The organism is Flavobacterium sp. P3_A6 (assembly GCF_056403035.1).
In genome coordinates, this window is sequence record NZ_JBFUGG010000027.1 from 23,937 (window position 1) to 45,174 (window position 21,238).

The 21,238-nt window shown below is 36.7% G+C and carries 20 protein-coding genes; 10 read left to right on the forward strand and 10 right to left on the reverse strand.

What is annotated here, in order from left to right:
- Nucleotides 1–11: 11 nt before the first annotated feature.
- The 8 genes from AC1DVP_RS19105 (at nucleotide 12) to AC1DVP_RS19140 (ending at nucleotide 6,958) form a co-directional block, all read left to right on the forward strand.
- A complete protein-coding gene (locus AC1DVP_RS19105) occupies nucleotides 12–2,126 on the forward strand; it encodes a ribonucleoside triphosphate reductase (protein WP_477185071.1) in 2,115 nt (704 codons plus the stop codon).
- Nucleotides 2,127–2,270: 144 nt separating this feature from the next.
- Entirely contained in the window at nucleotides 2,271–2,438 is a 168-nt protein-coding gene (gene nrdD / locus AC1DVP_RS19110) for an anaerobic ribonucleoside-triphosphate reductase (protein ID WP_116798361.1), read from the forward strand.
- A complete protein-coding gene (locus tag AC1DVP_RS19115) occupies nucleotides 2,392–3,108 on the forward strand; it encodes an anaerobic ribonucleoside-triphosphate reductase activating protein (RefSeq protein ID WP_477185072.1) in 717 nt (238 codons plus the stop codon). Before nrdD ends, AC1DVP_RS19115 begins: the two co-directional genes overlap by 47 nt.
- A 134-nt stretch (nucleotides 3,109–3,242) precedes the next feature.
- The gene (locus AC1DVP_RS19120; RefSeq protein WP_477185073.1) at nucleotides 3,243–4,481 is read left to right on the forward strand and encodes a hypothetical protein; all 1,239 of its coding nucleotides are present in this window, start codon (nucleotides 3,243–3,245) and stop codon (nucleotides 4,479–4,481) included.
- A gap of 180 nt (nucleotides 4,482–4,661) precedes the next feature.
- Nucleotides 4,662–5,111, forward strand: coding sequence for a CopD family protein (locus AC1DVP_RS19125; RefSeq protein WP_477185074.1), 450 nt, complete (start codon nucleotides 4,662–4,664; stop codon nucleotides 5,109–5,111).
- A 249-nt stretch (nucleotides 5,112–5,360) separates the two neighbouring features.
- The gene (locus AC1DVP_RS19130) at nucleotides 5,361–5,795 is read left to right on the forward strand and encodes an RrF2 family transcriptional regulator (RefSeq protein WP_100431833.1); all 435 of its coding nucleotides are present in this window, start codon (nucleotides 5,361–5,363) and stop codon (nucleotides 5,793–5,795) included.
- Between the two features lie 59 nt (nucleotides 5,796–5,854).
- The gene (locus AC1DVP_RS19135; RefSeq protein ID WP_477185075.1) at nucleotides 5,855–6,583 is read left to right on the forward strand and encodes a hypothetical protein; all 729 of its coding nucleotides are present in this window, start codon (nucleotides 5,855–5,857) and stop codon (nucleotides 6,581–6,583) included.
- A gap of 51 nt (nucleotides 6,584–6,634) precedes the next feature.
- Nucleotides 6,635–6,958, forward strand: coding sequence for a DUF3667 domain-containing protein (locus AC1DVP_RS19140; protein WP_477185076.1), 324 nt, complete (start codon nucleotides 6,635–6,637; stop codon nucleotides 6,956–6,958).
- 140 nt (nucleotides 6,959–7,098) lie between these two features.
- Here AC1DVP_RS19140 and AC1DVP_RS19145 read toward each other — a convergent pair whose 3' ends face one another.
- Nucleotides 7,099–8,913: a hypothetical protein gene (locus tag AC1DVP_RS19145; protein ID WP_477185077.1), complete on the reverse strand. Its 1,815-nt coding sequence runs from the start codon at nucleotides 8,911–8,913 to the stop codon at nucleotides 7,099–7,101.
- A gap of 259 nt (nucleotides 8,914–9,172) precedes the next feature.
- On the opposite strand from AC1DVP_RS19145, the gene nadA reads away from it, so the two are divergent.
- Nucleotides 9,173–10,099 carry a quinolinate synthase NadA gene (gene nadA / locus AC1DVP_RS19150; RefSeq protein ID WP_477185078.1) on the forward strand — a complete coding sequence of 309 codons (927 nt, stop codon included), beginning with the start codon at nucleotides 9,173–9,175 and terminating at the stop codon, nucleotides 10,097–10,099.
- A 2-nt stretch (nucleotides 10,100–10,101) separates the two neighbouring features.
- Entirely contained in the window at nucleotides 10,102–11,643 is a 1,542-nt protein-coding gene (gene nadB, locus AC1DVP_RS19155) for an L-aspartate oxidase (RefSeq protein ID WP_477185079.1), read from the forward strand.
- A 119-nt stretch (nucleotides 11,644–11,762) separates the two neighbouring features.
- Here the strand turns inward: nadB and AC1DVP_RS19160 are convergent, their stop codons facing one another.
- From AC1DVP_RS19160 to AC1DVP_RS19200, 9 genes are all read right to left on the reverse strand, one after another.
- A complete protein-coding gene (locus AC1DVP_RS19160; RefSeq protein WP_477185080.1) occupies nucleotides 11,763–12,857 on the reverse strand; it encodes an alpha/beta hydrolase family protein in 1,095 nt (364 codons plus the stop codon).
- Nucleotides 12,858–12,968: 111 nt separating this feature from the next.
- Entirely contained in the window at nucleotides 12,969–13,457 is a 489-nt protein-coding gene (locus AC1DVP_RS19165) for an SRPBCC family protein (RefSeq protein ID WP_477185081.1), read from the reverse strand.
- 69 nt (nucleotides 13,458–13,526) lie between these two features.
- A complete protein-coding gene (locus tag AC1DVP_RS19170; protein ID WP_477185082.1) occupies nucleotides 13,527–15,056 on the reverse strand; it encodes a glycosyltransferase family 39 protein in 1,530 nt (509 codons plus the stop codon).
- A gap of 11 nt (nucleotides 15,057–15,067) precedes the next feature.
- A complete protein-coding gene (locus tag AC1DVP_RS19175; RefSeq protein WP_477185083.1) occupies nucleotides 15,068–15,490 on the reverse strand; it encodes an SRPBCC domain-containing protein in 423 nt (140 codons plus the stop codon).
- A 511-nt stretch (nucleotides 15,491–16,001) separates the two neighbouring features.
- Nucleotides 16,002–16,253: a DUF6755 family protein gene (locus AC1DVP_RS19180; RefSeq protein WP_477185084.1), complete on the reverse strand. Its 252-nt coding sequence runs from the start codon at nucleotides 16,251–16,253 to the stop codon at nucleotides 16,002–16,004.
- A 114-nt stretch (nucleotides 16,254–16,367) separates the two neighbouring features.
- Nucleotides 16,368–16,883, reverse strand: coding sequence for a QcrA and Rieske domain-containing protein (locus tag AC1DVP_RS19185; RefSeq protein WP_477185085.1), 516 nt, complete (start codon nucleotides 16,881–16,883; stop codon nucleotides 16,368–16,370).
- Between the two features lie 88 nt (nucleotides 16,884–16,971).
- Nucleotides 16,972–17,541 (reverse strand): 4Fe-4S dicluster domain-containing protein, encoded by a 570-nt coding sequence (locus AC1DVP_RS19190; protein WP_477185086.1) that lies wholly within the window; start codon nucleotides 17,539–17,541, stop codon nucleotides 16,972–16,974.
- A gap of 17 nt (nucleotides 17,542–17,558) precedes the next feature.
- Nucleotides 17,559–19,775, reverse strand: coding sequence for a molybdopterin oxidoreductase family protein (locus AC1DVP_RS19195; RefSeq protein ID WP_477185087.1), 2,217 nt, complete (start codon nucleotides 19,773–19,775; stop codon nucleotides 17,559–17,561).
- A gap of 306 nt (nucleotides 19,776–20,081) precedes the next feature.
- The gene (locus tag AC1DVP_RS19200; RefSeq protein ID WP_477185088.1) at nucleotides 20,082–21,131 is read right to left on the reverse strand and encodes an MFS transporter; all 1,050 of its coding nucleotides are present in this window, start codon (nucleotides 21,129–21,131) and stop codon (nucleotides 20,082–20,084) included.
- Nucleotides 21,132–21,238: the final 107 nt, after the last annotated feature.

Consider the following 21,238-nt stretch of genomic DNA (forward strand, 5'->3'; position numbering starts at 1 on the left):
AATCAACAACTATGGGGAACTATGTAATAAAGAGAAATGGTAAATACAAGCCATTTGAAAGTTATAAAATAAAAGATGCAATTGAAAAAAGTTTCAAAAGCGTCTCTGCAGTTGTTGATGAAAGTGTTTTTGAAAACATTATCATTCAGCTCGAAAATGAAGAAGTATGGTCTGTTGAGGAGATTCAGGACATGATTGAAAAAAAGCTATATGAAAAACATTACTTCGATGTGATGCGTTCATTCATGCTCTTTCGGCACACTAGAAAACTACAGCGTGAACATGTTCAGGGATTAAATGATGACACAACTTATGTCGACAGTTCTCAGACAATAGAGGAATACATTGAACAAACGGATTGGCGTATCAATGCCAATGCCAATACTTCCTATTCGAATGCAGGATTGGTCAATAATGTGGCGGGAAAAATTATAGCCAATTATTGGCTGGATAAAGTCTATACCAAAGAAGAAGGTTATGCGCACCGCAACGGTGACATTCACATTCACGATTTGGATTGCCTCACGGGTTATTGTGCGGGTTGGAGTCTTCGTGTATTACTTAACGAAGGTTTCAACGGAGTGAGGGGCCGTGTAGAAAGCAAACCGCCATCTCATTTTAGAGAAGCATTGGGCCAAATGGCTAATTTTCTTGGGATTTTGCAGAGCGAATGGGCTGGAGCTCAAGCATTCAGTTCATTTGACACCTATTTGGCCCCTTATGTTTTTAAAGATAATTTGGGTTTTGACGATGTTTTAAAAGCAGTCAGAGGTTTTGTTTACAACCTTAATGTTCCCGCACGCTGGGGTCAATCGCCATTTACCAACATCACTTTGGACTGGATAGTTCCCGATGATTTAAAAACACAGATTCCAACCAAAAATGATCATCATATATTTGAAGACACTATCACATCCGACTTATTAATCAGAGCCAAAAAGAGAGGCGTATCTAAAATTACCGACCTGCGATATGAGCATTTTCAAAAGGAAATGAACCTCATAAACAAAGCATATTATACTGTAATGACCGAAGGCGATGCCAACGGACAGCCGTTTACTTTCCCAATTCCAACGGTAAATATCACTGAAGCTTTTGACTGGGATGGTGAAAATACCGATTTGCTTTTTGAAAATACAGCCAAAATTGGTTCTTCCTATTTCCAGAATTTCATTGGAAGCCAATATGTTTTGGATGAAAACGGCAATCAGGTTGAGAATGAAAATGCCTATAAACCGAACGCCGTACGCAGTATGTGCTGTCGTCTGCAATTGGATTTACGGGAATTATTAAAACGTGGAAATGGTCTTTTTGGAAGTGCCGAAATGACAGGAAGTATTGGGGTCGTGACCATCAACATGGCACGTTTGGGTTATTTAAACAAAGGAAACAAAGACAAATTATACAAACAGCTAGATGAGTTTTTGTACATAGCCAAATCGACTTTGGAGAAAAAAAGAGTCTTTATTCAAGAAATGTATGACCGAGGATTATATCCGTACACCAAACGTTATTTAGAGCATTTCAGAAATCACTTTTCGACTATTGGCGTGAACGGAATGAATGAAATGATTGAAAATTTCACCAATGAAGACGACAATGTAACCTCTGAAACGGGCATTGAATTTGCTTCTGAAATTTTGGATCATATCCGCAACAGAATGAGGGAATTCCAAGAAGAAACTGGAAATCTCTACAACCTTGAAGCCACTCCTGCCGAAGGAACGACTTATCGTTTTGCCAAAGAAGACAAAAAACGTTTTGACGATATTATTCAGGCTGGACAGGAAGAAAATATTTATTACACGAACAGCTCCCAAATTCCAGTGGATTTTACACAAGATCCTTTTGAAGCTTTGATGCTGCAGGATCAATTGCAGTGCAAATATACAGGAGGAACCGTTTTGCACTTATACATGAGCGAAAAAATAAGTTCGCCCGAAGCCTGTAAACAGTTTGTCAAAAAAGTAATTACAAATTTCAGACTGCCATACATTACCGTAACTCCAGTTTTTAGTGTGTGCCCAATACACGGCTATTTAAACGGAGAACACGAATATTGTCCGAAATGTGATGAGGTCATCATTGAGGAAAAAACAAAATTCATTGAACATTATATGGAGTAAAAAGTAAGTGTAATTTAACCGCAAAATTCGCAAAGGAAGCGCTAAATCCACAAAGCTTTGCGTACTTAACGAAACTCATTGCGAACTTTGCAGTGAACTTTTAAACCTTTAAACAACTTTAAACCATTTTTAAAACCTAATAATATGAAACTAACAACCAATCAGATTTTAGAACAAAATCAAGAATTACGCACCAAATGTTTGGTGTACACACGAGTAATGGGCTACCACAGACCAGTAGAAAGCTTTAACATAGGAAAAAAAGGTGAACACAGACAACGAACTCATTTTACAGAAGGAAAGTGCTGCTAAGCCTATTTACAGCTTAACCCCTTTTACATTATTGGATTACCCGCACAAATCAGCTTGCATACTTTGGTTTGCAGGCTGTAATATGCGGTGTTTGTATTGTTACAATCCCGAAATTGTTTTTGGAAAAGGAACCATTTCCTTTGAAAAAGCGATTCAATTCCTGAAAAGCAGAACCCTTTTATTGGATGCTGTTGTTTTTAGCGGAGGTGAATGTTTACTGCATAAAAAAAGTATTCCGTTTATAACCGAAGTCAAAAAAATGGGATTCTTAATCAAAATTGACACCAATGGCTCACAACCCGAAGTCCTCAAAGAACTCATACAAAAAGAACTTATCAATTATGTGGCGCTGGATTTTAAGGCAATGCCTGTACATTTTAAAAAGATAACGCAGTCAAAACTTTTTATCCCCTTCGAAAAGTCATTACTTTTATTGCTTCAAAACGGCATTTCTTTTGAAGTGCGAACAACAGTACATTCCGAATTATTAAAGAAAAATGATATTCAGCAGATGATTTCTTATTTGGAAAACATAGGTTATACTGGAAATTATTACATTCAGCATTTTGTAAATGGAACAACAACCATAGAAAAACTAGGACATTCGTTCAAGGAATTGGAAAGTGAAAATCTTTCAACACAAAAAATTAAAGTACATTTTAGAGGATAATTATGAAATGAGCATGACAATTAAATCTGTCGCAAACACAAATGAAGGTATGCGAAACAAGGTTCAACGACTTCAATTAAAAATTAAAAATTGGAGTTAATTACATGTTCCAACAAAAATAATATTATTTACACATGAGAAAGAGCTGGATTTTGGTCTGTTTTGTGAATTTTTTCATTGCTTCGCTAATGGGACTGTTGCTTCGATGGATGTATGTTGCCCCAATTGCGGGAGTAAATTTTCAGTTTTTAATGCACGGGCATTCGCATGTTGCAATGCTGGGCTGGGTGTATTTAATGCTGTACTGTCTGATATTTCATTTTTTTGTTCCGAAAGAAGCACAGCAAAAACCCATTTATAATCGATTATTCTGGATAACCGAAATTGCCGTAATTGGCATGATGATTGATTTTCCTGCCCAAGGATATGCCTTTGCTTCTATTCTCTTTTCGACTTTGCATATTTTTTGCAGTTACTTTTTCTGTTATTTGATTTGGAAAGATGCCAAACTAACTTCCTTTCCTGAAAAAAGAATGCTTAACACCGCTTTATTTTTTATGGTTTTCTCCACATTGGGCGTTTGGTGTTTGGGACCTGCTGTTGGAATTATGGGAAAAGCAAGTGCTTTTTATCAAATCGCGATCCAGTTTTTCCTTCATTTTCAATTTAATGGTTGGTTTTTATTTGCTGTTTTGGCTTTGTTTTTCAAACAGTCCAAAATAAAAATTGAGGGTAAAAAATTTCGTTTGTTTTATAATTTATTTGTCTGTTCTACAGTATTGACATTGGCTTTGCCCGTGAGCTGGTCACTGTCGAACCCAATTTTTTATTGGATAAATGCAATTGGAATTGTAATCCAATTATTTTCAGCGGTGCTTTTTATACAATTAATTCAATCTCAATTTCAAGCGTTCTTTGATCCGTTGTCTACATCGGAAAAAATGGTTTACCGATTTGCACTGTTATCATTAGCCTTAAAAATCATCATACAGTTAGCCGTTTTAGTTCCTGAACTGGCACAGGTTTCCCACGAGATCAGGAATTTTGTCATTGGCTACATCCACTTGACCATGTTGGGCATTATCACTGGTTTTCTGTTTGGATTTGCGTTGCAAAATGATTTTTTAAACTCGCAGAATAAAATTCAGAAATGGGGAATCTATATTTTTTTACTGGGCTTTGTGGCAACCGAAATTCTTTTATTTCTCCAAGGCACTTGGTTATTGCTGAAAAACGGAGCATTCCCTAATTATTATCAAAATCTATTTTTGTCAAGTATCTTTTTGCCTACGGGACTATTACTGCTGACAATTGGTGTTTTCAGTCATGCAAAAAAAACATTCAATTCTAAACATATAAGTCATATAAGATAAAAAAGTCAGTTGGTCAAATTAGTGATAAAAAAGTGAATATAAGTTGAGAACGTTTATGTAAGGCAATCTAACATTGCTTAAATGATCTATTGTTTTTAACGGATTTTATTCAAATTAAAAACTTATATGACTTACATGTTTTAAATTAATCGATATTTTTAAACTTAAATCTAAAATTATATGAGCCATCATTTATTGTTAATCATTCATCTTTTGAGTGCGTCCATTTGGGTTGGCGGTCATTTATTGCTCGTCTTAGGTCATTTACCACAAGCCCTCAAGGAGAAAAATCAAAATATAATCCTCGACTATGAACGAAAGTATGAGCCAGTGGGAATGACAGCATTAGTTTTACTGCTAATCACCGGAATTATGATGGCTTATAAATATGGCATAAGCATTGAATATTGGTTTCATTTTGCAACTCCGATCGAAAAAGTAGTTTCAACCAAATTACTTTTACTCTTGCTGACTGTGCTTTTTGCATTAAGCGCACAATTCAGAGTATTGCCAAAACTTAAAAACAATCCCGATAAATTGCCCGAAATGACTTTTCATATTGTATCTGTCACCTTAATCGGTATTTTGATGCTGATTTTTGGGTCTTTCGTGCGTTTTGGAGGGTTTTGATTTTGTGACTTTCCTCCAGCTTTAGCTGGAGGAAAATGAATAAATATCAAAAATAGCTTTAGCCAAAAAAGAATGCAATTTTGGCAAAAGCCATTAAAATGTTCTTTCTAAATTTTATTCTTCAAGCTAAAGCCGAAGGCAAGCCAAGGCCGGAGTAATTCAAAAACTTTGACCCAAAAAAGGCCTAAACCTTTATTGCTATTTCTATGAAGAATAAAACTAATTTCTTAAATTTGTAAAAAACCGATTATGTTTTCCAAAACCTGCGAATACGGCATACGAGCCACGATTTTTATCGCTTCAGAGTCTTACCAAAACAAAAGAGTTGGACTTAAAGACATTGCTAAAAAAATAGATTCACCTGAAGCTTTTACGGCAAAAATTCTTCAAATTTTATCAAAAGACAACATTATCAATTCCATAAAAGGAGTTGGTGGCGGTTTCGAAATTCCTCGAGAGACGATGAAAGAAATCAAACTGGCTCAAATAGTGAATGCCCTGGAAGGCGACCGCGTTTTTACCGGCTGTGGTCTGGGGCTTACCCATTGTTCTGAAGACCATCCCTGCCCAATGCATGAAAAATTCAAATCCATTCGAAACGAATTGGCCTTTATGCTCGAAAATACTAATCTGGAGGAATTGGCTCTGGGAATAAAAACAGGAGATACTTTTTTGCGGTACTAATAAAAGTAATCTTATATTTACATGATGTTTTTTTAAATGGCTAAATTTAAAACTGAATCATGGCTAAATCTAAGGAATCCAAATTAAGTACTTTTTTAAAAGTTGATTACAAAGAAGATAATAGCATTTGGCTCACCAATAGTCTGACGCTCCGAAAGATTATTGGCATTATGGGAATGGCCATGCCCTTATTATTATTTGGATTCCTATATCTAGACACTGGGCTTCAATATCCTTTAGAATCCATTAGCCATTATTACTACACCCGTGTCGGCGGCATTTTTGTCATTATTTTAAGTCTTCTTGCCTTTTTTCTAATTGTTTACAAAGGCAAAGCTCCCATAGATTTCTATATTTCCTTATCCGCAGGATTTTTTGCCTTGCTGACAGTTTTATTCCCAACTAATAATATCACGAATATATGCTGTGATCCTGCCAAAAAATATGCTGTTACGATTTTGCCAGTAAGTGATTTCAGAATGTATTTTCATTACACAGTAGCTGCATTATTTTTTTTATGCCTTTCCTACATGTCTTTCTTTTTGTTTACTAAATCAAACAAATCACCAGACGAAAGAGGCAGACAAAAAATCATCCGAAACCGTATTTATAAAACTTGTGGCGTATTAACGCTTATGGCGTTATTAGTTCTGTTTGCAGGTTCTCTCAAAATAATTCCTCCAAGTTATTTCAAAACCTTTCCATTAACTTTTTGTATGGAAACCTTGGCTATAGAAAGTTTTGGTTTTGCGTGGTTAATCAAAGGGAATACGCTGTTTAAAGATTAAAGAGCAGTCAATTCTGCTTCAATTTTTACAAAGACTAAAAAACGACAGAGAATGTATATCAATTGTAAAAACTGCCATCAAACTTTCAAGGGACATTATTGCAGTAATTGCGGCCAAACCGCTGAGACATACAAACTCAATTTACATTATTTATGGCATGAAATTCAGCATGGATTATTTCATTTTGACAAAGGAATAGCCTACACAGCAAAACAGCTGTTTACTAGACCAGAACATTCGATTCGGGAATTTATAGAGGGCAAAAGGGTTAAACATTTCAAACCTATTTCTTTGGTTGTGATTCTCGCAACAGCTTATATTGCTTTAATTCATTTGCTTCACATCGACTTATTTGTAAAACAGAACAGAAATTAGATTCAAATTACCTAACTAATATTGAACTTCTAAAAGAATGGATGACTTCCCATTTTGCTTGGATTTCTTATGGATGAAATATAAATTACTTAGTTCTGAAACAAAAAAAGGCTTGATGAAAATCAAGCCTTTTTCATTGATTAAACTGTGGCCAGTTCGGGGATACAAAGCGCAAACAGTTCGCTCTTATATTGCTGCAGCTGATTTTCGATGTTTTGTTTACCTTTCTCAAACCAATTATTAGAAGAAATCAATGATTGATAATATTCAATTCCCTCATTCAGATTATTTTTGAAAGCTTTCAGTTTCTTAGCCTGAGGAGCCGAGATTTGCTCTGAAAATTCATTGATTTCTTTCTTAAGATAATCCATATACATTTTCAGTTCATTGATAATCACATTCGGACGCTCTTTGTTTCCTAGCACAGAGGCATTCCCATAAATGTGTTTTACCATATCCAAAAGCGAAACTTCTTTGTCAAAATAAGCCAAATTTGGACCAGGGCAAATAACAACACCTTGAGGCTGTCCTTTTATTTTTAAGTTGTTTTCAAGATAAGAGGCATTAGCCAAACCTACGCAAAGACAAGATTTCTCAGTAATACTGTTTTTTCTTCTGTCAAAAGCTTCATTAGACAATGAATTCTTAACAGTATCCAGCTCTTCCAATTTTAAATCCTGATATGCTTTCGAAGCCGGGCACATTCCTTTTGGACCGTATTCTTTGCTCAAGGCCAAGAATTTTTTAGGACAGGAGCTTCCTGCTTTATCTTCTTGAATGCGCTTTTGTTTAAAAAACTCATTTGTAGTCCCTTTCACCGCATTAAACGGTATTCCCAGCGGCGAAATATGACTCAAATAAAAATCATCTTCTTTGGCTTTTTCTAACAATTTTCTTGTTTCGACATCTACAGAAGTAGCTTCTGGAACCAATAAAAATGGTGAACCCCAACCTACAGAATCAACTTGATAATGCTCCAATAAAAAATCATGTTCTTCAGCAGTGCCGACTCCGCCTTGAACCGTAATTTTTAATTCCAATGGTGTTTCAGGAATATGCAATCCTTTTATTTCTAATGCTTTTACCATCAGCTCATGAGCCGATTGGATTAATTGTTCTTTCTTCTGTTTAAATTCTTCCAAAATAGGCCCTAACAAATAGCCATCGGTGGCAAAGGCATGCCCTCCACAGTTTAAGCCAGACTCAATTCGATATTCTGAAACCCAAAGTCCTTTTTTGGCCAAAAAATTTCCTTGAATCATCGCAGAGCGAAAGTCGCTTACTTTCAGGATAATTTTCTTTTGAAGTTTATCATTTGCATCTGGATAAAAAACAGGGAAATTTTCAAAATAAGCGTACAATCTAGGATTCATCCCCGCCGAAAGCACTACTGAAGATGACAGATTACTGTTTGCAAAACCTCGAAGAGATGCGTGTGCATCATTAAATTCAACCGGCAACTGTTCGTCTTTAATAAAATTGTCTTTATCGACTTTGGTCATAATATTCACATCAATTTCACCAGCCGAAAGATTTTCCTCTAGGTAATTTTTAATGGTATCTTTAAAAGCGATTCCGTCGTCAATTAAATCCTGCAGTCCTTTTTTAATCTCCGATTTGTTAGGCAGCATTGCAATATAATTCTCCAGTGCGTGTTTGCTTTCGGCTAATTCCACTTTGAATTTTTCGAATTTTTCTTTTACGATTGTGTCCATCAAATTCAGATAGGAAGTAACACGTTCTGCACGATAATCATGGATTTTTTCTGTTATTTCCTTATATGGCATTTTGAATTTTTCACTGTAAAAAGCGTTCATTCTTTCAATCAAATCATCATCTATAATAGAAACTACAGATGAGATTCCATACTGCGCCACACGAATTGGACTATCAATGGTATAAGCCAATCCCATCACTGGAATATGAAAAGTATGTGGTGATTTTTTAGTTGTCATAAGTATAAAAAATTGGTTTAAAACTTTCTGCAAATATCACTATACTAATTTGCTTAAAAACTGATAATTATCATACCCGCACGAAACATATTGCATTAAATTCGCGGGTTGCAAAAACAGCAAAAACATTTTTTTTAACAAAAACATTTTTTTTGAAGTTTTTAGAAAGCTTTGATAAACGTGCAGCTTCAAAGTTTTACCTTATATTTGCATAGAATTAATCTTCAATTAAAAAAACACCATAAAAGTTTTTAAAAAAATGAAAAGTCTTAAAGAACGTATATTGGAATTAAAAAAAGAGAAAAATGCGGTAATCTTAGCGCATTATTATCAAGAATCCGATATACAAGATGTGGCAGATTATGTGGGGGACAGTTTGGGATTATCTCAAGAAGCGATGAAAGTAGATGCCGATATTATCCTTTTCGCAGGAGTTCACTTTATGGCCGAAACTGCCAAAATATTAAACCCTACTAAGAAAGTTATTTTACCGGATTTGAAAGCAGGCTGTTCTCTGGCCGAATCATGTCCTCCAGAAGATTTCAAAAAATTTACTGAAGCACATCCCGATCATATCGTAATCACTTATGTAAACTGTTCTGCCGAAGTAAAAGCATTGACAGACATTGTAGTTACTTCGTCGAATGCTGTTAAAATTGTACAATCTATACCGAAAGACAAGCCTATTATTTTTGCTCCGGATAAAAATTTAGGAAAATATGTAATGGAACAGACAGGCAGAGAAATGTTGCTTTGGGATGGCTCTTGTATCGTTCACGAAGCTTTTTCACTGGATAAGCTGATAGCTTTGTACAAACAAAATCCGGATGCCCAAATCATTGCGCACCCAGAATCTGAAACACATATCCTAAAAACAGCCAACTACATTGGTTCTACCGCAGGTATGATTAATTATGTAAAAAACAATCCAAGCAATAAATTTATTGTTGCCACCGAAGCGGGAATTTTACATAAAATGAAACAGGAAGTGCCTAATAAAATTCTGATTCCAGCACCTTCAAACGAGGATAACACTTGTGCCTGCAGTGAATGCGGTTACATGAAAATGAATACATTACAAAAAGTATACGACTGTTTATTGAATGAAACTCCCGAAGTTAATGTTCCTGATGACATTAGAGAAAAAGCATTAATCCCTATCGAACGCATGCTCGAATTATCTTAATAATGATTACAACCAATTATTTAATTATAGGTTCTGGAGTAGCAGGTCTAACATTTGCCTTAAAAATGGCCAACCGTTTTCCTGAAAGAACCATTACCATTATTACCAAAGCAAACGCAGACGAATCTAATACCAAATACGCACAAGGCGGTATCGCAATTGTTACAGATAAAACCGAAGATTCATATCAAAAACACATTGAGGACACTCTGATTTGCGGGGATGGATTATGTGACGAAACTGTAGTTAAAATGGTTGTTACCGAAGGCCCAAAACGCTTGAAAGAACTTATTGAATGGGGTGCCCAGTTTGACAAAAATGCCAAAGGCACTTTTGATTTAGGCAAAGAAGGAGGCCATTCTGAAAACAGGGTAGTACATCATAAAGACCAAACTGGTCATGAGATTCAGCGTGCCATTTTGGAACAAGTAATGCAAAAAGAAAACATCAGTGTTCTGGATCATCACTTTGCACTAGAATTGATTACACAAGATCATCGTTGCATAGGCGCTTATGCTCTTGACGAAAAGACAAACGAGGTAATCACCTATCAATCTGATTTTACTTTACTGGCCACTGGCGGCATTGGCCATCTTTATGGACACACCACCAATCCAATCATAGCAACTGGTGACGGAATTGCAATGGCTTATCGTGCCAATGCAGTTATCCAGGATATGGAATTTATACAGTTTCACCCAACAGCTTTATTCGATAACTCTAGGGGTTCCAAGTTTTTAATTTCCGAAGCGGTTCGTGGTTTTGGTGCCCGCTTGAGAACCAAAAAAGGGGATTTATTCATGCATCTTTACGATCCGAGAGCCGATCTTGCTTCTAGAGACATTGTTTCCCAAAGTATCGATTTGGAACTAAAAAAATCAGGAGACGAATGCGTATATTTAGATTGTACGCACTTGGATATGACAGGATTCAAAAACCATTTCCCAATGATATATAAACACTGCAAAAAAGTGGGTATCGATCTTGAAAAAGAATGGATTCCCGTTGTTCCTGCCCAACATTATTTATGTGGCGGAATAGTTGTAGACATTAACGGAAAAACGTCTATAGAGAATTTATTTGCCTGTGGCGAATGTTCCAGAACAGGATTGCATGGCGCCAACAGACTCGCTTCAAACTCCTTATTGGAAGCCTTGGTATACTCGGATAAAATATACCATTACTTGGCTGAAAATCCTTTTATCGCTCCAAAAACAGCTAGCACTATAACTTCTTGGCCAATCCAAAACAAAACAAAAATTGCTCCCGGATATATCGCTCAAACCAAAGCAAAACTACAATTGCTGATGCGTCAAAATGCAGGAATCGTACGATTTGATTCAGATTTATTACAGGCAAAAGAAGTTCTTAAAAACCTGCAAAATGAAATTGATGAAAAAACACACAATCATCTCGTTTGCACCGATTTGTACGAATTGAATAATATGATTGACATTGGGAATCTTATCGTTCAGCAGTCGATTGACCGTAATGGCAATTGTGGCGGATTCGTAAAATTTGAATCGAAAGATATTAAACAATAAATCATTTGAAAGTAAATTTTAAAAGTCCCTAGACAGGAGAATGTTGAGGGGCTTTTTTAGTTTGTCTTAAATTATGAATTTGGAGATTCTCTGCAATCATTGATTACAGCTATACTATTTTACTGTACCGTTTTTATACTTCTAAAAATTTTACATTGTGCTTCTAAAACTGCTTCATTAAAACCGTGAGCTGTATTTGGCAACAAATAATACTTTTTTTCGGGAGCTTTTATTTTATCAAAATAGGCTTTGGAAGCTTCTTTCGGTGTCATTATGTCTTCGTTCCCTTGAATTAAATAAACGGAAATTTTAAACTCCCAATTGTCTTTCATCAAATCAATTGTGGCATTCATGGAATGAACTCCAAGTTTGCTGTCACCTACATAATTGACGAATGAATAATCATCACCATCTTCTCGATTTTGCTTGTCTTTAGGATTACTATAGGCAGGAGCTTCAACAAACCAATCTTCGAGAGCGGGAATCGAATTGGCTCTTTCATATTTCTTTAAAACTCTAAACAACTGGCCAACTTTTTTAGCTCTATCGTAAGGTGGTTTACCTATAGAATTCAATACTTCTAGAGATTCCTTATCATTTTCATTCTCAGCAATTTTATAAATTTTATCATAAAATGCTTCATCAATACCTGGTTTCACAATTTGCGAATGACCTACATAGGCATAAAAAAGATCTGGGCGTTTGGTAACAATTTTAACCCCAAGTGCCGATCCCCAAGAAGTGCCAAAAAGTATGATTTTTTGTTTCCCCAAATGCTTTAAAAGATATTCAGACACTGCAACTCCATCGGCTGTCATTTGTTCTAATGTTAATGGATTCGCTTGTAAAAACTCGGGAGTTAATTCTTCTGGAGCGATACGTCCAAAAGTTTTTCCAGTACCTCGCTGATCCCATTGAACAATAATAAAATCTTTTGATAAATCTTTGTACAGATTATCCGAATAAGGGCTAATAGGACTACCCGGCCCTCCGTGAATGAACAATATTACAGGTTTAGAATTTTCTCCTTTGATGGTTATCCATTGTTCAATACCATTTATCAAAACAAAGTTATCTTCAGAAATTTGTTTTTTAATAATGGAGTCATTGGATTTTTTTGCAATTGAAATCTGCACTGAAGATTTAGCGAAAAGTGATGCAGATAGCAGTAAAAAAATGAAAACTAAATTCAGAGAGGTAATGAGATTTTTCAAAACGATATTATTTTAATTAATTGAGAGTTAACAAGTAATAAGACTCTCTTCTTTTAATTTGTTACACCTTTTATACGAATTATCTCAACTAATATTTAATCAAAATAAAAACTACTTTGCCTGACTAAATTTCTTTTCGTCTTCTGTTGTTGGTTTTCCGGTGGCATTTGGCTGGCCCTTACCTGTAGCAATTAAGTTCTTCAAGCTTTGTTGAATATATTGAGTCCAGGCATTACTACAGATATCATAACATTCAAATTCTGGAACCAGTCCATGATGTGTAACACGGATTTCTGTTTTATTATCTTTCTCAGAAATTTCAAAACTCATTTTGGTTCCTGTCCATTCGCTTTTATCTTTGGTAAACTTAAAATAGTTGTACTTCACGAACCAAACTACTTTTTGACTGGGAATTACTTCTGTCAATTTGATTTGGCAATAATGAATATCTTCATAATGGTACGTAAACTCATCGTTGAGTTTTGCGGTATCACCTTCAATTTCTTCAGACCACCATCCGCGTACATTGGTGATGGCGTTGAATGCCTCTTCTGGAGTTTGATTTACTATTAATGTAGTGGTAAAATCGGATGTTGTCATTAGTAAGTGATTTAAAATTCAGAATATCAAATATACCACTAATTATCAATTAGTTACAATTAAAATAAACTATTCCTGATAATTTTTCTTTCTTTCCATTTCGTCTTTTATTCTTTTGTTTACATCTATTTTTGCGCCCCGCAAAACATAAATGGAAATTTCAGGCTCTCTGGCATATTTATTAATTCTTTTGCCTGCCAAATAAACGGTGTCAAATAATGGAATTTCGGTTTTTCTTTCTTTGTCTTCGTCGTTATCTTCTTTTACTAAGATGACATCCTTAATTTTCATGCTCAAAGGAAGCCAATTGATATAGTCGGCATTAAAGGAATGAGCAACTACTTTTTTGTTCTTCATATAATAATTAATGGCGCCGGCCTGTCCGTAATTGTCACAAAGAATTAAGGTGTGCTCCAAATCCGGCAGTGTTCCCACAACCGAATCCACTTTTATGGCCAATTCTTTCCAACCCAGCATATCGGCAAAATCTTGTGGAAGCAAATGATCTTTACCGTCTTCCCAACGAAGCAACCCAAATTTCTGATAAGCTTTGGCATGATTCGCTATATATTCGGGGCTTTTGTTTGGAAAAAAGGCTTTGTACATCGGTATAAAAAGCAGTATTGGCAATATGATTAAAACAGGCTGTAAATACCTTTTCCATCCTTCTTTTAATTGATCACCCAAATAAACAGATCCAAAGGCAATATAAATAGGATAAAGTCCGATAGCATAATAATCTTTAGCTTTAAAATACATAAAAACAGCAAGCGTAAAAATTATGCTCCAAAAGAACAGCTTGTATTTTTGGAACGACTTGTACAATAACAGCGCTAACCAACCAGATACAATCACTAAAAAAGAACCAATAAAAAAAAGCATTTGCGATTTTAAAAATTCCAATCGATCAACATTTACCAACTGCGTATCGGCTAATTCTTTTAAATGGTGAATCACTGGAAAGCCGTTTGTGTATTGCCATAAAAGGTTTGGCACAATTAACAGCAAGCCCATAACAAATGCAATATACAATTTGGGCTGGGCAAAAATTTTACGTTCTTCTGTCAATAAAATGGCAGGAATCAATCCAATAATCAAAAATCCAATATTGTATTTATTCAAGAAACCAAAAACAAAAACAATTGCCAAAATGAAAAGCCATTTGGTGTTTTTGGAATTGATATATTTGATTAAAATGAAATAAAAAGTTGTCCAACACAACACATCAAAAGAGTTGGGCTGGTATAAAGTATTCAGTCTTAAAAGCGCTGAAAAAAATATACAGGTCGCTCCCAAAACCAAGGCAAACAAACTGCCTTTCAATTCTTCGATTGCTTTCCAAACCACAACTATAGTCAAGGCACCAAACAAGGCAGGAAAAAATTTAATCCAAAAAACAGAATTTCCTAAAAGATAAATTACATACGAAATCCAAGAAGTAAAAGGCGGTACCGATAAATATCCCCAAGCCAAATGATGCGCTTGATCAAGGTGCAGATATTCATCCCGCTGTAAGTCGTAATCGGAACTTATTAATGAATACTGCAATACAAATTTCAGTATAATGAAGCCAAGTAACAGTAATTTTTTTTTGTTCATTGGGTATGCTATTAGTTACTTTCAATAATCTCTTTTAACGCAGTTAATACCGGATTTTCCCCAGTACTTTCTTTTTCCTCTACTGCTCCGGGACGATTGTCTTCTTTTATAATTTCAAGCTGAACAGCGTTTTCCGATTCTGAAATGAGGTAGCTCATAATGAAATAATTTTCTTCTTTGTCCTCAAGGTCTGGTCTTGGAAAAAACAAACTGTATTTTATGAGTTCATTTGGTATAATTTCCAAAATTTTGCCCCATTGCTCTAATACTTTATTATCCCACTCCACCCGAAATCTGATCTCGCTTCCCACCATCCAATCTGTTAGAACTTCGCTTCCGTATTGCCATTTTTTGACCAATTCCGGTTTGGTTAGAGCATCCCAAACTTTTTGTTTAGAAGCATTGACAAGAATAGTTGATTTACTTGTTATCATTTCTATGTGATTTAATTTTTCTTTATACTATTGATTTTCATCAACAAGGAGTAAATATAACAGATTTCAACTACAATAAATAAGCTTTTGTAAAAAGGATTTTTCTCTCATTTTTCCAAAATATCTTGTAAGCTGCGTGAAGGATAGAAATCAATGCCATTAAGTTAAGGGATTTTAGATTGAGGATTAACGATTTTAAATTTCAGATTTGCCGTGGCTAAATATTAGACTGTTGATTTTAGAAGTTTTTTTACATCTTAAATCAAAAATCGTTAATCAAAAATCAGCAATCATTTTATCTTTTAATCCTTAACTTAATGACATTGGGATAGAAATATAGAAATAAGCTACCGAAGTAGCATGGATAGCCCGACCCCGCCGAACAAAGGGGCTGTATAAGCGTCTCTATAAATAAGCCCCTTTATTCGGCGGGGTCACGCCCAAATTATCTCTAATAAAAAAATCCCAGTCACTAAACTGGGATTATGATTAATAAAGGCTTTTCTGCCCACTATTTTTGTTGCGGTTTATTTCCTGATGGCAGGTAATACAGCCAGCTAAAGCCTATTAAAAACAGAACTAATGAGGCAATAAATGCCGGTATTAAAATTTCTTTATTGTTATCCAAAGCGTTGTTCAGCGAGGCATACAACAACCAAATCTGAATGGTGACATTCAAAATTAATATGAATATCAAGGTCGAAAGAATGTTGTTCAGCTTATTTGGATTCGCTTGATTTTGACTGGTTCTAAAGGTACTCATAGCTATAGGGTTTAGGCAAAACATCTTATTACAAAATAAAATATTTCTTTTTTTTGACCATTAATAAACTAAATTTTAGCTTAATGATTCTTAATTCCTTAATGGTTTATTTTTTTAAACTGCATGTTCTTCGTGCTGGGACGCTTTAACATAAATATCATTTTCCTTGAAAAACACTTCCAGACTCGGCAATGCTCTTGGCGGCGGCCCTCCCAGAACATCTCCTGTTTTGGCATCAAATGAGCCTTCGTGACACGGGCAATGAATGATTCCAGTGCCGGGTTTGTAAAATACAGAACACGACAGATGGGTACATTTTTGCTCATAAGCTTTGAAATCCCCGCTTTCGAGATGAATCAAAATATAGGGTATGGTACTGCCCTCGATTACAAAAGCACGGGTTCCGCCCAATGGAACTTCCTCTTTCTTGCACACAAAATGGTCTCCTTCTACTTCCTCTTTTGGAAGCAAATAGGCTTTGGCCGCCACAAGTCCGCTTCCTACCATCAGACCGCCCGAAACAAGGGTCAGGAATTTGGCAAAATCACGACGGCTTACATTAGTCGCTTGTTGTTTGAGAATTGGAAAGTCTTTCTTCCAATTTTTATTTAAATTATCTTCCTTTGACATTTTTTTATGGTGTGAAAAGTTTTGTTTCAGTTTGTTTTAGAAGCTATCTGCAATCTAAAATCTGCCTTCTATTCTATTTTCTAAAATCCTAATATATAATCAGCTCAGTACTTCCCTTCGGCATCATGATATTGACTTTGGTGTTAACTATTTCTTTGCCAAAAATAAAAGTATTGATTGGTGTACTGTTCGGACGCATTTCCTCGATTTCGGTTCTTGTACCAAAAAACAAAGCACCGCTTGGGCAAACTGTCGCGCACATTGGTTTTTTGCCAATGCTGGTTCTGTCATAACACATTGTGCACTTCATCATTAAGTCGTAGGACTCTTCTTTTTTCGGCACGCCAAACGGACAAGCCAAAACACAATTGGAGCAACCGATGCATCTTTCGGTATTTGCGGTATGCACGATTCCGTTTTCATCTTTGGATATCGCATCGGCGGGACATACATTGGCACATACCGGATCGTCGCAATGCATACACACTTGGACGGTAGTTTGCACAGTCGAAGCCCGATCAACATAATTGACGCTGATTAAGGATTCCTGACCGTTGGTCTCACATTCGGCGCAAGCCAATTCACAGGCTTTACAGCCAATGCAGCGCTGCATATCTACAAAAAATTCCTCGTTTTTATTGAAACTGGTGTAATTCATTTTTCCTTTTTTATAGATTAAATACTTGCATATGCTGTTGATTCTTTGGATGGTGGCGCTATTTCCTTGAGCGGTTCCAAGTGGCAGGCACATACCTTGAACTCCGGTATTTTGGAAATAGGATCCAATGTTCCCGGCGTTAACTGATTCGCCGATTTTTTACCCGACCAATGGTACGGTATAAAAACAGTGTCTTCCCGAATGGTTTCCACAATATTCGCAGGAAAAATTCCTTCCCCGCGTCGGGTGGAAACTTTTATTAATTCTCTTTGTTTGATCCCAAATTGTTGCGCCAGTTTAGGATGAATTTCCAATAACGGTTCTGGATACTGATCTACCAATTTACCTATTCTGCGGGTTTGCGTACCACTCAAATATTGGGACACCACACGGCCCGTTGTCAAAATCACGGGATAATCCGCATCGGTCACTTCTCCCGGAAGCTTATACGGCGCAGGATTAAAATGCGCTTTCCCGTCAGGGGTTTTAAACTTTTTGTCCTCCCATAATCTTGGTGTTCCGGGATGACCTATTTCTGGACAAGGCCAAAAGACCCCCATCTCGTCTTCAATTCTTTGATATGTAATTCCGTAATAATCGGCTGTACCTCCTTTGGAAGCCACGCGCAATTCGTTGAAAATAGCTTCGCTGTTTTCATATGTGAATTTATCTTTCACGCCCAAACGTTTGGCCAATTCCAAAATGATAGAAGTATCTGTTCTCGCCATTCCTGGAGGAGTTACCGCTTGGCGGATGCGAATCACCCTTCCTTCTGCAGATGTGGTGGTTCCTTCCTCCTCTTCCTGCAAAGAACCTGCCAGCACAATATCGGCGTGGCGTGCGGTTTCATTCAGGAAAAAGTCAATACACACATAATATTCCAGTTTTTCCAAAGCTTCACGAACATAATTACTGTTCGGCAAAGACACCAATGGATTGAAACAAATCGAAATCAGTCCCTTAATTTCTCCACGGTGAATGGCTTCGATGATTTCATAGGCCGAAAGCCCTTTTCCTGGTAAATCTTTTTCGTTGATTCCCCAAACTTCCGAAATATACTTCCGGTGTTCCGGATTCTCGATATCCCTGTTTCCTGGCAATTGATCGCATTTGTGACCGTGCTCTCTACCTCCTTGGCCATTTCCTTGGCCGGTAATAGTTCCGTAACCACAATACGGCCTTCCGATTCGACCTGTTGCCAATACCAAGTTGATACAGCCCAAAACATTATCCACCCCTTTTGAGTGATGTTCAATTCCACGGGCGTGAAGCAAGAAACTCGTCTTGGCTTTGCCCCACAATTCGGCCGCTTCGCGTATTTTATTTTTATCGATTCCCGTAACTTCCTCTGCCCATTCCAGCGTATAATCTTTTACGGCATCAATCGTTTCCTGAAAACCCGAAGTATAATTATCAATAAAATCGTGATCCAGCATATCGTGATCCACCAAGTATTTCAGCATTGCGCCGTACAAAGCCGAATCGGTTCCAGGACGCACATCCAAATGAATATCGGCAGTTCTTGCCAGCGGAATCATCCTTGGGTCAATAACTATAATTTTGGCACCGCGGTCACGGGCTTTCCAAATCCAGTGTGTCAGTGTTGGGAAAGTCTCGCTGATATTGGCACCAGCCACAATAATCACCTCGGCATATTCTAGATCTGAATAATTATTCGAAGCCCTGTCCAATCCAAATGCTTTTTTGTTTCCCGCACCTGCACTCACCATGCACAAACGTCCATTGTAATCCAGGTTTTTGGTTTTTAGAGCCACGCGGGCAAATTTTCCAACCAAATAACTTTTCTCATTCGTCAATGAAACGCCCGACAGCATCGAAAACGCATCATTACCGTATTTCTCCTGAATACGTTGGATCTCTGAAACCGTTTTGTTCATTGCTTCGTCCCAATCCAAAGGTATAAATCCTTGCCCTTCTACCCTTTTCAATGGAGACATCAGCCGGTCAGGGTGGTTATTCTGCAAATAGCGCTGTACACCTTTTGGACATAATCTTCCTTCGTTAAAAGGAAATTCCATCCAAGGCTCAAACCCTACCACTTTATTTTCTTTCACCAATAATTGAATGCCGCATTGCATCCCGCAAAAACAACAATGCGTTTTCACCGCCTCATCCGGCTCATCCCTGCCCACATATCCGTCCTTGGGCGCATAATTCAACGTGGGGCCAAAATGCTTTACTATATTCTCTTCTTTAACTGGTAATTTTGCCATTTTATATTTTTTACAATTGTATGTCGTCTTTTCAAAATCTAAAATCTCAATCCTAAAATCTTCCTCCTTTGGGCGTGACCACAATAGAAAAAGGAGCTGATTTAACAGGGTCTTGAATCGCCCCTTTCCCTATTGCGGTCGGGCTATCCATGCTACTTCGGTAGCTAATTTCTATCCCTCACGCGGTCGTAATCAATATCAGTTTTCAATAAAAACATTTAGTTCTTTCAACAATACACCTTCGTTCCAATCTGCCTTCTGTTCTCTTTTTTCTAACCTCAATCTTCTTATTTCTAGCTTCCAATATTATCCAAATAAATTCCCGCCGTCCAGCCTTGCCTTCAAATGCGCTTGTGCTAATCTTGATCTTTTCCCTTCGGGGCTTAAATCCAAATGTGATGTTCCGTCTTCATGCGAAAAATCAAAACCCAATTGTTCCGTTACGGTTTTCAAATCCTGAATATGCAATTTAGTGGCAAACTCCTCACCCGTATGCGGGCAAACCGCCATTCCCATTTTCATTCCTTGCTTCTTGTAAATGTGCGCCCCGATTTGAGCCGGACGCTGAATAATATGGAAAAACTTCCCGAACGGAATCCAAATCAAAAACATTATCACCGTAACGGCATGCAAAACGGCCAAGAAATCAAACGCAAATCCCTTCATAAACTGATACGAATACGTCAATCCCAATCCAGTTACCGAAATGGCTATCAGTAAAATAAGCGGTAGCAAATCCCCCTCAAAAGATTGAGTGGCAATCAGCCCAGGATTCGTCAAACGTCTTCTTAAATAGTACAGTGAGCCAAAAATAACCAGATACGATGACCAGTTCAAAGCGTGAAAAGTCAAAAAAGCGGTAATGGAATCCAAATCAAAATCCATTACTTTAAACCCAAAAAAATACGCTTCATAAGTAGAAATCGTATTGGGAGCCATTGCAAAATTAATCCAGCCAAATGTAAGCGGTATCGTGATCAAAAATGCCGAAGTACATCCCACAGCAATCATAAAGTGCGCCATCCAACGGTATTTCCCCCTTGGATAAATAAACTTTTGAAACGCGATATTCTCCACCGACTCTTTCGTGGCAAACCAAAAATGTGAAAACACTTTTCCTGTTATCAAATACGTAATTCCGCGCTTAAAATAAATCCAAGTTGGCGGTCGTTGCAGCCAAACCGTATAGCGGTACACAATCCCGAAGAAAGCAAACACCGTCCCAAATAAATAGGTCACGAGTGCCGCATCAAAATTTTGCAGTTTTCTGGAACCAAAAAACACCAGAACAATCATAAATACTGAAAGCGTGGTAGCAATCAGCAATGCTTTGATGTTATATGTTTTGTTTTTCATATATATAATTTATTTTATCAAAAGTCGCATCTATTATCGCCTTTCAGGGCAAATACATAAGTTTTTTTATTGGAGTTGTAAAATTAGCAAAAGTAAAAACTAAGTTA